The following is a 13,054-nucleotide window of genomic DNA, read 5'->3' on the forward strand; positions in this document are numbered from 1 at the left end:
CAAGAAAAGCTAGACCCAAAAGAGTAGGGTATAACGGCATATAAATTATCGATCTATGCTGTTATACCCTATGCTGCTATATGCTATAAATGCTGCTGCGCTTCTTGGACTAAAGCGGCTTTGTTTTGTAGTTGTCCTGATTTGAGTAAAACTTGCCACAATTGTTTTTGCACGGCATTGGACTGTGCGTAGCTGAGACCACGTCGTGCCAATGCTTCTGCCTGTGAGGCTTGTTGGCGTTGATTGGCAACCATAGCCAAATACAAGAAAGTTTCTGCAGATTGTGGTGCTAGACGCTGCGCATGTAGCGCATTTTCTTCTACTTTATCCCATTGACCTTGTTGTGCTGCCGCTTTGGCCTGTATCAGCATTTGTTTGACCACAGGAAGATTGCTGCCATCATCAAATTTTTGTGAGCTGCTAGGATTTACCAGCACTTTAGGTTTGACAATAACCGGTGCTGGTGTGGGCGGTGCCGGTTTTCTTTCAATCTCTGTGGTTGGGTAGGGGGTAATTTCCACCCCAGCGCTAGGCTTGAGTACCTTAGGTACTTCATTGGCTGTTGGAGGGCTCGGTTGCACGGGTGGTGTAAGCACTTGCTGCTGTTGACACCCAGCCAGAGCCAAGCTGAGCAGCGCACTGGTGGTTAAGATCAGTTTATTATGTCGTTTCATCATAGACCCTTGTTAAAATTGGTTCTGATTATTCATCTGTTGGTGATTGGACAAATCTTGCTGCATACGTTGCTCTTGTTCATTGATGATCGTATTGATGTCATCGGTAGGGGCGGTATTGGGATCAAAACCATAATCATCCGGTGCAGCGACTTCATAATGCGGTAAGCCGCATGCAGTGGCTTGATTTGGAACATTTTTGACCAATAAAGGAATAAATACGGCACCTTCACATTCAGCAGCAGAAAGATGACCTGTTGCAATATCAATCCAATGCCACTGTATTTGCTGTGTCTGGGTGAGATTGACGGGTTTTTGTCTCAATTGCTTCATGACATTAATCCAAACGGGAAGTGCGCCTGATGATCCCGTTAAGCCCGTGACTTTATTGTCATCTAGGCCGAGCCATACCACAGTGAGATAGTTGCCTGAATAACCTGCGAACCATGAATCTCGGGTGTCATTGGTAGTACCAGATTTACCGGCAAGCTTGAGTTCTGGTGACAGGCTATTATAGGCAGAGCGACCGGTACCTTGTGACATGACTTGCTGTAAGCCATAGTTTAATAGATAGGCCGCAGAAGGATCGATGGTTTGTTGCACATTGAGATTATAACGTGTCAGCAAATTGCCATTGGCATCGACCACTGAGCGAATCGCATTGGTCGGATATTTAAAGCCACCCGTGGCAAAGTTACCATAAATACTCATCATTTCCATAGGGGACATATCAACTGCACCCAAGAAGATTGATGGATAACTGGGAACATCACTGCTGACACCAAATTTAATAAGTTGATTTCTAAATGTATTAACGCCAAATTCCTGACCTAAACGCACGGCGCTCAGGTTATAAGAATGTGATAGGGCTTTGAGCATTGGTACACTGCCATAGGGCGTACCACTATAGTTTTTCGGTGTCCAGTTTTTACCGCCTGCATTGATGCTTATTGGGCTGTCTTCGATGAGGCTGCTCCAGTTATAACGACCAGATTCGAGCGCACTGAGGTAAATAACCGGTTTAAGGAGTGAACCGACTTGGCGTTTTGCATCGACCGTACGGTTAAAACCCGTGAAGTCTTGGGTTGAACCTACCGCGGCAACCAATTCACCATTTTCAGGATGGCTAACCAAAACAGCACCTTGTAAGTCTTTTAGGCGTTTGGGATTGGATTTTGCGATACGTGTGACGGTTGCACGGAAGCTTTCTTGTACACGGCTCTGTGCAATTGGATCTAGTGTGGTAAAGATGCGCAAACCCTGATTGGTTAGATCAGATTCTTGATAATCTTTTTTCAACTGCCGACGTACGATGTCAAGAAAATCTGGGAAACGTGCTGGACCTGTGGTTGGCTTCTTAATGATATTAAGTGGTCTATCTACTTCTTTTTGATATTGTTGTTCTGTGAGATAGCCCATGACCAGCATATTATGCAGCACCACATTGCGGCGTTTTAGTGCGGCTTCAGGGTTTCGCCACGGGTTATACAATGACGGACCTTGTACTAAACCCACCAAATATGCCAATTGTGAGGTATTGAGTTCTCTAAGTGGTTGACCGAAATAAAATTGTGCCGCAAGACCATAGCCATTGATGGAGTAATTACCATTTTGGCCTAAGTTTACTTCATTGAGGTAAGCTTCTAAGATTTCATCTTTGCTGTAGTGTAGTTCAAGCAGTATAGCCATGAGTGCTTCATTGACTTTACGTTTTAATGTACGCTCAGGGCTTAAATAAAAGTTCTTAATCAATTGCTGCGTCAAGGTTGATCCACCTTGACGACGTCCACCAGTGATATTACTCACCACTGCACGTGCCGTACCACGGATAGAAATACCGTGATGGTGATAGAAGTTACGATCTTCTGTTGCGATCAATGCTTCTATAAGACCTTTGGGCACTTTATCGAGCTTGATCAGTACGCGGTCTTCATTATGTTGTGGGTAAATACCACCAATCAATAGGGGTTCTAAGCGCGCAATGCCGGTTGAAGATGGCTTAGTCGATTTGACATCAGAAACCTGTTGGTTGGCAAAAGAAATTTGCAATACCTGTTCTGGATCGACATGATCACCGAAATCAAAACCGCGTGTATGCACATAAAGCTTCTGATCTGAAACCACATAACTACCGGGTTTGTCATAGGCTTGGCTAGATTTATAGCCGAGTAATTTCAGTTCTTGTTCAACATCATTACTTGAGACTGGCGCATTACTATAGATTTCTAAGGGGCGTGCAAATACCTTGGCGGGAATATCCCATCTTTTACCTTCGAATTTATCTCTAATAATGTCGTCTAATCGAACAATATAGATGCAGAATGCAAGGAAACCTGCAATAACAAGAATGAAAATAATCAGTCCAATTAAGCTAATACCACGTTGAAACTTCATAAATACACGTAAATGCCCAATTTATTTCTGTTTATCATGCGAAGCTTTTCCTCAATTTGCAATAATTAAACTGTGAAATATTAGCGATGGTCAGATACAAAGCATACAAAATTGGTGTAACATTTGTTTTTCAAACGATTGTATTGCTATTATTTAAGCTTGATTATGGTGGGGTTTGAACGTCGGTGCACATATCACCCAAAAAGTTTCGAAATATCGGTTTAATGGGACGGCCAGACAAAGCCTCGGTCGTAGATACATTATGTCTTATTCATGATCACTTACTTGGTCTAGGCTTACATCCAGTTTTAGATAGTGAAACAGCAGAACTGGTCCCTTTTGAAAACACCCAAACAGTAAGTCGTCATTTATTAGGTGAAGTTGTCGATTTGGTCATTGTTGTGGGAGGAGATGGTTCTTTACTACATGCGGCACGAGCCTTAGTCAAATACAATACCCCAGTACTGGGCGTTAACCGCGGGCGCTTAGGTTTTTTGACAGACATCAAACCTGCTGAAGTTATTTTTAAACTTGATCAGGTGTTAAAAGGCAAGTTCCAACTCGATCGTCGTTTTTTATTAGAGTTAGAAATCCGTAGTCAAAATGAAGTCATCTATCAGGCAGTGGCATTAAATGATATTGTGCTACATTCAGGAAAGTCGGTACATATGATTGACTTCGAACTGAATATCGATGGTCAATATGTTTATCGGCAACACAGTGATGGTTTAATTGTGTCGACCCCAACGGGTTCAACCGCTTATGCGTTGTCTGGCGGTGGTCCAATTCTACATCCTAGCTTAGACGCTATTGCCCTAGTGCCCATGCATCCTCACACGTTGTCTTCACGTCCTATCGTGGTGGGGGGGCAAAGTGAAATAAAAATAAATATACGAGAGAACCGTGTCTTACCGATGGTGAGTGCTGATGGTCAGGCCAGCGTTTCTCTAAGTGTCGGTGATAGCTTGCATATTCGTAAGCATCCCTTTAAATTGACCCTTTTACATCCACCAGGTTATGACTTTTATATGGCATGTCGAACCAAATTGGGGTGGAACCAAGATTTTGATGCATTGCAACAGCAGGATGAAACATGAATATTGAACAAATGCTTAGCGTGTTAGACCACGATATCGTTGCCCGTTTAAAAACTGCAGTTGAAATAGGCAAATGGCCCAATGGCGTGGCTTTAACTGCTGAACAGCGCCAGATTTGCATGCAAGCGGTGATCGCTTGGGAACATCAAAATCTTGCTGAAACAGAACGTAGTGGTTATATCGACAAAGGCACTAAGCATGAAGGTGAGGTCTGTGAAGATGATCAACCGCAACAGGACTTACCGATACGCTTTATTTAAGAGTTAAGCCTAGACCGATTGTACAAGCGAAAGCGTTGATATCGGGTTTATGCTTATTTAGCGTTAGCGTTTGCCTCGTTAGCATTGTTGCTAGACCGTGCAAAGCCCCAAAGCCAGTTACTATCCTATAGTACTGGCTTTTTTTAACAGGCTTATTAATTTAAAGCCGTTGATGAATTTAAAGCTGTTCATTCATTTAAGAAGATCATCAGGGTTATATTGGATCTTGAGAGATGTTTTTGGCGCGTTGTTGCCAGAGCTGCTGTGCTTGTTGCATGGCTTGAGGGTAATTATCATAGATCCCCATGGTATATAGAGCAATGCCCATGGTTTCTACCACGGCATGGTTCGCATAAGCATGATCCATACGACCTTCCCAAACAGCTTTAAATCTATCTAGATCTAAATCATTTTCAGCCTCACTGCGTAGTGCAGTAAGTTTAGGCAGTTCATATTCATATAACTCACCCTGACGTATGCCACAGATCAGCGTTTTGGCATCAGGGTTACGTTCAAACTCTCCGCCTTCGCCCTTGATGACGGCACTATTTTGATAGCCTAAGCGTGCCGCTGCTTGTTGGTGTGATTGACGATAGGCTGGATGGAAAATGGCTTGTAGAGTCGCTTTGGCTTGAAATGGGTTAATCAGTCGTGCCAAGGTATGTACAGGAGAGCGCACGCCCATAATATTGCGTAGCGCAATCAGCTCATCTAAAACTGGTGAGATTGCGGCTAAAGGCATATAAGCAAAGTTGTGTAGTTGTAACTGTTCTGCGACCGCAGTTGCAGTTTCACAGAGCGGATAACCTAAGGCTTGCAATACTTGTTCTGTATAGAGGCGATTGATGGTATGGCCCGCTGCGCCATGCATGACAATCCGATAACCATGTTGTGCCAGTGTCAGTGCTGCCAAAATAAACCAAGGATAATGTTTGCGTTTACCTGCATAAGATGACCAGTCTAAATCGACCTCAAGGGGAGGGAATTGTAATTGGTCCTTGGTGGCTTGTACAAAACCTGCCAGTTCATCAACAGATTCTTCTTTAACACGGAGCAACATTAAAAATGCCCCGAGCTGTACATCCAATGCTTCCCGACGCAGAATCATGCCAAAAGCCTCATAAGCTTCATCAAAGCTTAATGAACGTGAACCATGTTTACCTTTACCGAGTATACGTACGTAGTGTGCAAAAGGATGTTCGACGTGTTGATATAGATTGCGTTGATTGGACATATAGATTACTCAGCCAGCATGCTGTCATAATGGGAAAAAATACCCCTCACCATAGCAGTAAATTTCACAATCTAGCAAGCTTGAAAAGTAGCTAAAAAATAAGCATTTTTTGTGTTAAAAATCATCAATTCCAAACAGTTCATTGCGCAACATGCTTAAAATGTGTGTTGTGTTGCTAGAAAATAATTTTTACTGTGCCAAAGCACGATGCCAGCAAGCTTTCAAGCTAACACAATGAAAATTATGAGATTATATTACCAATCACAATTGTTTATTTTATTGTGATATATATCACTCAATATTGAGTATTTTTTAATCTACATTTATTTGCGTGATATTAGACTAATGTCTAGTGATGTGCTGCTTAAAAAATAGTCTATTTTTCACAAAAATCAAGAACAGAAATTGAAAACTTTATTAGAATAAGCTCGCTTTCATATCTATAAAGCTCTGCAAAGTAGGTTATTGACTGACTGGTTTATAAACAGAGCACGGTGTCTGCATTGAAGACGAAAGTTGATTCATCTTTAAATTAGGGTCTTTTTAGTATTTTAAAAGGACGGTTCATTCATTCGGTATGCGGTACTGCGGTATTCTCGCATCTGATCATACAGAAGTACTTAGTATGGCTAAAAAACCTTTGTATAAATCACTTTATTTTCAAGTGATTGTCGCAATTATAGCAGGTGTCCTGATTGGACATTATTTCCCTAGTAGCACACAAATTATTAATAATGTAGAACAACATGTACCAGGATTCGGTGAACAATTAAAACCACTAGGTGATGCTTTTATTAAATTGATCAAAATGATCATTGCGCCAGTGATTTTCTGTACGGTCGTGAGTGGTATTGCGGGTATGGAAAGCATGAAATCAGTGGGTAAAACTGGTGGCTTTGCTTTACTATACTTTGAGATTGTTTCAACAATTGCACTGATCATTGGTTTAGTAGTGATTAATATCGCTAAACCAGGTGTGGGCATGAACGTAGACCCTGCAACTTTGGATTTTAATAGTATTTCCAAATACGTTGCTTCGGGCGAGTCGCAATCAACCATTGATTTCTTGATGCATATCATTCCAGATACCGTCGTTGGTGCGTTTGCTAACGGTGATATTCTGCAAGTGCTGATGTTTGCGGTTATCTTTGGTTTTGCCTTACACCGTCTGGGTGTTAAAGGTCGTCCAGTCCTTGTTTTTATTGATCAGATTGCACAAGTTTTTTTCAATATCGTCAATATGATCATGAAATTAGCGCCAATTGGTGCTTTTGGTGCCATGGCATTTACCATCGGTAAATACGGTATCAGTAGCTTAGAGCAATTATTTAAGTTAATTATTTGCTTCTATGTGACGTGTTTACTCTTTATCTTCATTATCTTAGGCAGCATCAGCCGATTATGTGGATTTAGTATTTTAAAAATGATCCGCATGATTCGTGAAGAGTTATTGATTGTATTGGGTACCTCATCTTCTGAATCTGTATTGCCGCGGATGTTGAAAAAACTCAATATTGTAGGCTGTGAAAAGTCAGTAGTCGGTTTGGTTATTCCAACGGGTTATTCTTTTAACTTAGATGGAACATCAATTTATCTGACCATGGCTGCGATCTTTATTGCACAAGCGACCAATACTCAGCTTGATCTCACACATCAAATTACCCTTTTGGTTGTGTTATTGATTTCATCCAAAGGCGCGGCAGGTGTTACTGGTTCTGGCTTCATTGTGATGGCTGCAACTTTGGCGGCTGTTGGTCATATACCTGTTGCTGGTTTGGCTTTAATACTCGGGATCGACCGCTTTATGTCTGAAGCACGCGCATTGACCAACTTGGTGGGTAACTGCTTGGCAACGATTGTGGTGGCAAAATTTGTGGGTGAATTAGACGAAGAAAAACTACAATTTGCTCTGAATAACCCTAACGAAGTTGACCGTATGATGTTAGAAGAGCCTGAAGAGGATGCTAAAGCTTCAGCTTAATTGACAAGTAAATTAATTTTTAAAAGCGATGCCTTATTTTTAAGTCGCTTTAAACAGCCGAGCTATAGTTTTTATAGTTCGGCTTTTGATTTTTTAATCCATTGTTTTTATAAGGAATTAAAAAAAGCTAAGTGTCATAGCGGTGCTTTTTTGCAGCACAACCCCGCGTTTTTGATGCAGATTGATGAATATTGAATAAGTAACGCAAAAATTATTATTTTAATTGCTAAGCTACAGTTCATAACATATGCCAATAATCTTTATTAAATGAAATGTTATGACTGGTAAATCCACACGTCCTTTAGTTATTACCGCAATTGTGATCATTGCTATTGTGGGTTTCATTGTTTATCAAAATTATTTTGTTGCTAACACGAAGCATACGACAACGGATCAAAAAGCTGTGGTCATTGCTTATCAAACGGGTATTGATCCCAGTAAAGTGGCGCAAGCCGATGGTGATTATGAACGAGATAGTGCACGTCAAATTCAATGGAAAAAATTTGATGCGGGTTCAGATGTGATTAATGCCTTAGCATCAGGTGATGTGGTTATCGGGAATATTGGCTCTAGTCCTATGGCAGCCGCTGCGAGCCAGAATCTTCCTGTTGAAGTGTTTTTTGTGGCGTCGCGTTTGGGGGAGTCTGAATCTTTTGTGGTGGCGGATCGTGCCAAGATCAAAACAGCGCAAGATTTAATCGGTAAAAAAATCGCCGTTCCTTTTGTCTCGACCACCCATTACAGCTTATTAATGGCTTTAAAACACTGGGGCATTGACAGTAATCAAGTCAAAATCATCAATTTACGTCCACCTGAAATTGCAGCAGCTTGGCAACGTGGTGATATTGATGGTGCTTATGTCTGGGAGCCTACTTTGAGCCGTTTAAAAAACAATCAGGGGCAGGTATTAACACATTCCAAACAAGTTGGAGAGTGGGGCGCACCGACGTATGATTTATGGGTGGTACGTAAAGATTTTGCGGCAAAAAATCCGGAATTCCTTAAATCATTTGTAAAAACCAGCTTAAAACAATTTGATGCTTATCAAAAAGATCCTATCGCCTATGTCGCAGATGACAACAAGATTCACAAAATTGCAGCATTGACAGGTTCTGATCAGGCCGATGTGATTACTTTATTGGCGGGTAATGATTATTTAAATGCGACGCAGCAGCAGCAAGTATTACAAAGCGTATTGGCTCAAAATATTTTAGATACCGCGCAATTTTTAAAATCACAAGCTAAGGTTGATCAGGTAAAAGCTGATTATAAAGATTATGTGACGGCAGATTATATCGAATTGGGAGACTAAGCCATGCCTATATTACGCGCACAGCAGATTGGTCTTAATTTTGAGCAAAATCCTATCGCTATTTTAGAAGATATTCAACTCGAAGTTGCCGAAGGTGAGCTCACCGTCATTTTAGGGGAATCTGGTTGTGGTAAAACCAGTTTGCTCAATATTTTGGCGGGTTTTCAAGCACCAAGTCGTGGGGTGGTAAAAATAGACCATGATACCGTATCGGGTCCAGATGCACGACGCGCCGTGGTCTTTCAAGAGCATGCGCTTATGCCATGGTTAAATGTCGCTGAAAATGTTGCATTTGCTTTGAAGTTGAAAGGCATCAATGCCGCACAAACCCAACAGCATGTCGACAATATTTTAAAAATTGTCGGTTTGAGCCATGTTGCGACCGCCAATATATGGCAATTGTCGGGTGGCATGAAGCAACGGGTAGGCATTGCTAGAGCTTTAATGAGTCATGCTAATTTTATTTTATTAGATGAGCCTTTTGCAGCATTAGATGCCTTTACTCGGGAGAGTATGCAACAACTGGTTTTAGATTTGTGGATTGCACAAGGCAAAGGATTTTTCCTCATTACCCATGATATTGAAGAAGCCTTATTACTGGGACAACAGTTGGTACTCATGAGCGCTCGACCAGGACGTATCGTGCAAACGCTGCGATTGGATTTTGCTGAACGTTATCGTAATGGTCAGTCTATTCGACAGATTAAATCTGATCCAGAGTTTATCGCTTTAAGAGAGCGTTTATTTGAGCAATTGAGTGCAACCCAGCAGCAACAACGTGAGGTACTGCAATGAGCCAGCCAGTCGATCCAAGCATAAGTAAAATATCAGATGATGCCGTCAAAGTAAGTGATCCAGTGCTGAAAGCGGAGTTTAGCAGTAGCTTACAGCGTGTGTTGAAACAACAACGCAATCGTATATTGAGCCTGAGTAGTGTGTTGGTGCTGCTTATATTGTGGTTCTTGCTCAGTGCCTTGCAATGGGTACCTGCATTATTTTTACCTAGCCCAAGCGCCGTGTGGCATAAGTTCATGAGCGTGAGTCAACAAGGCTTTATGCAAGCCACATTATGGCAGCATCTGGCAGCCAGTATTGGACGTGTCATGTTGGCCCTATTTGCGGCAATTGTGGTTGGTGTACCTCTGGGTTTGTGGATGGGACTCAACAAGTATGCGCGCGCTATTTTAGACCCTTTGGTTGAGCTGTTACGCCCGATCCCACCATTGGCTTATTTACCTTTATTGGTGATTTGGTTTGGAATAGGCGAGAGCACAAAAGTTTTACTGATTTTCTTTTCTATTTTGGCACCCATCATTATCAGCAGTACTCACGGTGTAATGAGCCATCAATTAAATCGTGAACGTGCTGCACAATCCCTAGGAGCTAGCCGTAGTCAGGTATTGCGCTACGTGATTTTACCGACAGCACTGCCACATATTATTACGGGTATTCGTATTGGTTTGGGGGTGGGGTGGTCAACCTTGGTTGCTGCAGAATTGGTCGCAGCAGATCGTGGCATCGGTTTTATGGTGCAGTCGGCAGCACAATTTCTCATTACCGATACCGTCGTGCTCGGTATTATTGTGATTGCTGTTGTTGCTGTAGCATTTGAGCTTTTTTTACGTTGGATTCAACAACAACTTTCACCTTGGTATGGTCAGCAACTTTAAGATAGGCATCGCGATGACAACACTACAGATTGAACAACTTAATGCAAATATAGGTGCAATTATTCATGATATTGATCTCAGTCAATTACATGCTGACAGCCTGACGCAGATCCAGCAAGCCTTGTTAGATTACCAAGTGATTTTTTTCCGTGGGCAGCAATTATCTGCGATAGCACAGGCTGAATTAGCACGCGCTTTTGGCAGTTTGCATATTCACCCAATTTTTCCAACGGTCGCAGATGTCCCAGAAATTATTGTACTTGATAGTTGGCAACAAGATTTACGTGATAATGAATTGTGGCATACCGATGTAACCTTTAGTCAGCGCCCGCCTTTAGGTTGTGTATTACAAGCAATTAAGATTCCTGAACATGGCGGTGATACTTTATGGTCAAGTGCTACAGCAGCTTTTGCGGCGCTAGATCAAGATTTACAACAAAAATTACGTGGTTTAACGGCAACACACGATATCCGCAAATCTTTTCCTTTAGAACGTTTTGCACAAAATGAAGTTGAGCGTGAAAAATTAGTGCAAACTTTTAAACGTAATCCACCAGTTCATCATCCTGTGGTGCGTAGTCATCCCGTTACTGGAGAAGAAATTTTATTTATTAGTGAAGGTTTTACAACACAGATCGATGGCTTAGATCCAGCCGAAAGTGATGAATTATTGACATTTTTATTTGCACATAGTACCGCACCACGCTTTCATATTCGATGGCAATGGCACAATGGTGATGTCGCAATATGGGATAATCGCTGCACGCAGCACAAAGCATTATTTGATTATGGTGATGCGCATCGAATTATGCATCGTGCCACCATTAATGGTGACATTCCCTATTATGAAATTGCTTCATAATCTGTAAAGCTTAAGCATAACAAGGTTTCAGGGAGATACTTGAAACCTTGTTATGCTTTTGGGCGCTATCTTATTGGCTTTTTAAGGTGTTGTGGCTATAAATACCTAATTGAATTGCATATTGTGCATTGGGATCATGGCGATCTTTTTCTATGCACTGCTGTGCTGCAATTTGAAATTCATGTGACAAATTATCCCAAAGTATTTGACTCAGTACTCTGAGTTTTTCAATGGAATTTAAACTTAAGTGATCGATCGAAATCGCTTGTTCTAAAAAATATTGCTCACAATCAAATATATTAAATAACCCTGCTTTTAAGTGGGTGGTTAAATTTTGACTCAAACATTGCTGGCGTAGTGATTGATTGACTTTATCGAGTGAAGAAAAGCATTGTAGAGTGATTTCACCATGTTGTTCTGAAACAAGCTCTAAGCGTTTCATTTCTAATAAAATAGAGCGCGGGTGTTTTTCTGTTGTTATTTCTTTTACCAATTGCTCGAAGCTTTGTTCACCGACAGTTGCAATACGAAACGGTAGTTTTTTTTCCAGCCATTTGGCGACAACACGTGTAGGAATGTTGCTTGCAAAGTTTTTTTCTAGATCGCTATCGATGGTCTGATGGTTTTCTTCTAATAAACGATATTGACGGATATCTTTACGGTGTAAACCTGCAAGTAAGCTCAAGGAAGAATCTGTTTTCTTCTGCTCTATGCGGTCCGCTTCTTGTATGGCGGCTTTATAGAATAATGGCTTAAGTGCACTGCTAAATTCGTTATAACCAATTCCAGATTTAATTAACCACTGTGCGATTTCTTGCATGATCTCCAAGGAGCACTCTAAAGTCGAAGCAGCCTCAGTTGTCGTTGATACGAAATCTGCTGGGTCATTTTGATAGAATTTATTGGCAACATGATTGTTCATCATTCTTCTCTATATTGATCTAGCACAGGGTTAGGAATTTAGACTAAGTATTCTATTGTTAAGTATTTTTATAAACAAATTACTTATTGTAATGTTCAATTACTTATCTGATAAAAAATAAATGAACAAGTGAGTTTTTATTTGTTTCTTAAATTAAGTTTTGATTTAATTAATCATAAATAACTGTTTTTTATATTTTATTTAACTTATTGTTTTTGTGTGTAATCACATTTTTTGTTTACATAAAATTAACAAAACAGCGAGTTTAAGCGAAACCTCTGATGATTTTTTATGAAGTATGGCTAAATATTAAGGTGTACTGAATACTTTTTCATTGCGATCAGATCGACTTCTTTTATTGGTTTATCCGTGCTGCAAAGCATTTAACTGCCTATGTATGTGGTAGATGGGATTATGGTGTAGATATAGTTAATAATTTTATGGGGGAGATTGGTTTTGGGGCGAATTAAATAATTGACAACTGAAGAGCTGGGTTGCATGTAAATAACTGTTTTTTTTAAATGACGGCCCCTTAAAGCAGATTTTTATAATGAAATCTTATTTTTTAAAACTATATTTATATTGAATTGTCAATAGATTGGTTTATGAATACTGTTTATTAGGTCATTAAATAAGCGCAATTTTCCA

Annotated in this window: 11 protein-coding genes; 7 read left to right on the forward strand and 4 right to left on the reverse strand. The window is 40.7% G+C overall.

The window, feature by feature from the left end; translation table 11 throughout:
• Positions 1-83: 83 nt before the first annotated feature.
• On the reverse strand, positions 84-677 hold the full coding sequence (locus tag BFG52_RS05500) for a tetratricopeptide repeat protein (RefSeq protein ID WP_228703805.1): 594 nt from the start codon (positions 675-677) through the stop codon (positions 84-86).
• 9 nt (positions 678-686) lie between these two features.
• Positions 687-3,068 (reverse strand): penicillin-binding protein 1B, encoded by a 2,382-nt coding sequence (mrcB, locus tag BFG52_RS05505; protein WP_067553419.1) that lies wholly within the window; start codon positions 3,066-3,068, stop codon positions 687-689.
• A 185-nt stretch (positions 3,069-3,253) separates the two neighbouring features.
• Here mrcB and BFG52_RS05510 point away from each other — a divergent pair, with 185 nt between their 5' ends.
• A complete protein-coding gene (locus BFG52_RS05510; protein ID WP_067553420.1) occupies positions 3,254-4,165 on the forward strand; it encodes an NAD(+) kinase in 912 nt (303 codons plus the stop codon).
• Complete coding sequence (locus BFG52_RS05515) at positions 4,162-4,425, forward strand: YeaC family protein (protein WP_067553421.1); 264 nt, start codon at positions 4,162-4,164, stop codon at positions 4,423-4,425. Before BFG52_RS05510 ends, BFG52_RS05515 begins: the two co-directional genes overlap by 4 nt.
• A 214-nt stretch (positions 4,426-4,639) precedes the next feature.
• On the opposite strand, the gene BFG52_RS05520 is transcribed toward BFG52_RS05515, so the two are convergent.
• Positions 4,640-5,659: a glycosyl transferase family protein gene (locus tag BFG52_RS05520; RefSeq protein ID WP_067553423.1), complete on the reverse strand. Its 1,020-nt coding sequence runs from the start codon at positions 5,657-5,659 to the stop codon at positions 4,640-4,642.
• Between the two features lie 625 nt (positions 5,660-6,284).
• On the opposite strand from BFG52_RS05520, the gene BFG52_RS05525 reads away from it, so the two are divergent.
• The 5 genes from BFG52_RS05525 (at position 6,285) to tauD (ending at position 11,484) form a co-directional block, all read left to right on the forward strand.
• Complete coding sequence (locus BFG52_RS05525) at positions 6,285-7,640, forward strand: dicarboxylate/amino acid:cation symporter (RefSeq protein ID WP_067559169.1); 1,356 nt, start codon at positions 6,285-6,287, stop codon at positions 7,638-7,640.
• Positions 7,641-7,917: 277 nt separating this feature from the next.
• Positions 7,918-8,952 carry a taurine ABC transporter substrate-binding protein gene (tauA, locus tag BFG52_RS05535; protein WP_067553427.1) on the forward strand — a complete coding sequence of 345 codons (1,035 nt, stop codon included), beginning with the start codon at positions 7,918-7,920 and terminating at the stop codon, positions 8,950-8,952.
• A gap of 3 nt (positions 8,953-8,955) precedes the next feature.
• Positions 8,956-9,747 carry a taurine ABC transporter ATP-binding protein gene (locus tag BFG52_RS05540; RefSeq protein WP_067553433.1) on the forward strand — a complete coding sequence of 264 codons (792 nt, stop codon included), beginning with the start codon at positions 8,956-8,958 and terminating at the stop codon, positions 9,745-9,747.
• Positions 9,744-10,622, forward strand: coding sequence for a taurine ABC transporter permease TauC (tauC, locus tag BFG52_RS05545; RefSeq protein ID WP_081408628.1), 879 nt, complete (start codon positions 9,744-9,746; stop codon positions 10,620-10,622). Before BFG52_RS05540 ends, tauC begins: the two co-directional genes overlap by 4 nt.
• A 1-nt stretch (position 10,623) precedes the next feature.
• Positions 10,624-11,484: a taurine dioxygenase gene (tauD, locus tag BFG52_RS05550; protein ID WP_407639244.1), complete on the forward strand. Its 861-nt coding sequence runs from the start codon at positions 10,624-10,626 to the stop codon at positions 11,482-11,484.
• A gap of 70 nt (positions 11,485-11,554) precedes the next feature.
• Here tauD and BFG52_RS05555 read toward each other — a convergent pair whose 3' ends face one another.
• Positions 11,555-12,409: a hypothetical protein gene (locus BFG52_RS05555; protein WP_067553438.1), complete on the reverse strand. Its 855-nt coding sequence runs from the start codon at positions 12,407-12,409 to the stop codon at positions 11,555-11,557.
• Positions 12,410-13,054 lie beyond the last annotated feature (645 nt).

The organism is Acinetobacter larvae (genome assembly GCF_001704115.1).
Lineage (GTDB): Bacteria > Pseudomonadota > Gammaproteobacteria > Pseudomonadales > Moraxellaceae > Acinetobacter > Acinetobacter larvae.

Bases quoted from the DNA above. Each gene is read 5' to 3' on its own strand.
- BFG52_RS05520 (WP_067553423.1), bottom strand. From the start codon at position 5,659: ATGTCCAATCAACGCAATCTATATCAACACGTCGAACATCCTTTTGCA.
- tauA (WP_067553427.1), top strand. From the start codon at position 7,918: ATGACTGGTAAATCCACACGTCCTTTAGTTATTACCGCAATTGTGATC.
- BFG52_RS05555 (WP_067553438.1), bottom strand. From the start codon at position 12,409: ATGATGAACAATCATGTTGCCAATAAATTCTATCAAAATGACCCAGCA.
- BFG52_RS05525 (WP_067559169.1), top strand. From the start codon at position 6,285: ATGGCTAAAAAACCTTTGTATAAATCACTTTATTTTCAAGTGATTGTC.
- BFG52_RS05500 (WP_228703805.1), bottom strand. From the start codon at position 677: ATGATGAAACGACATAATAAACTGATCTTAACCACCAGTGCGCTGCTC.
- mrcB (WP_067553419.1), bottom strand. From the start codon at position 3,068: ATGAAGTTTCAACGTGGTATTAGCTTAATTGGACTGATTATTTTCATT.
- tauC (WP_081408628.1), top strand. From the start codon at position 9,744: ATGAGCCAGCCAGTCGATCCAAGCATAAGTAAAATATCAGATGATGCC.
- BFG52_RS05540 (WP_067553433.1), top strand. From the start codon at position 8,956: ATGCCTATATTACGCGCACAGCAGATTGGTCTTAATTTTGAGCAAAAT.
- BFG52_RS05515 (WP_067553421.1), top strand. From the start codon at position 4,162: ATGAATATTGAACAAATGCTTAGCGTGTTAGACCACGATATCGTTGCC.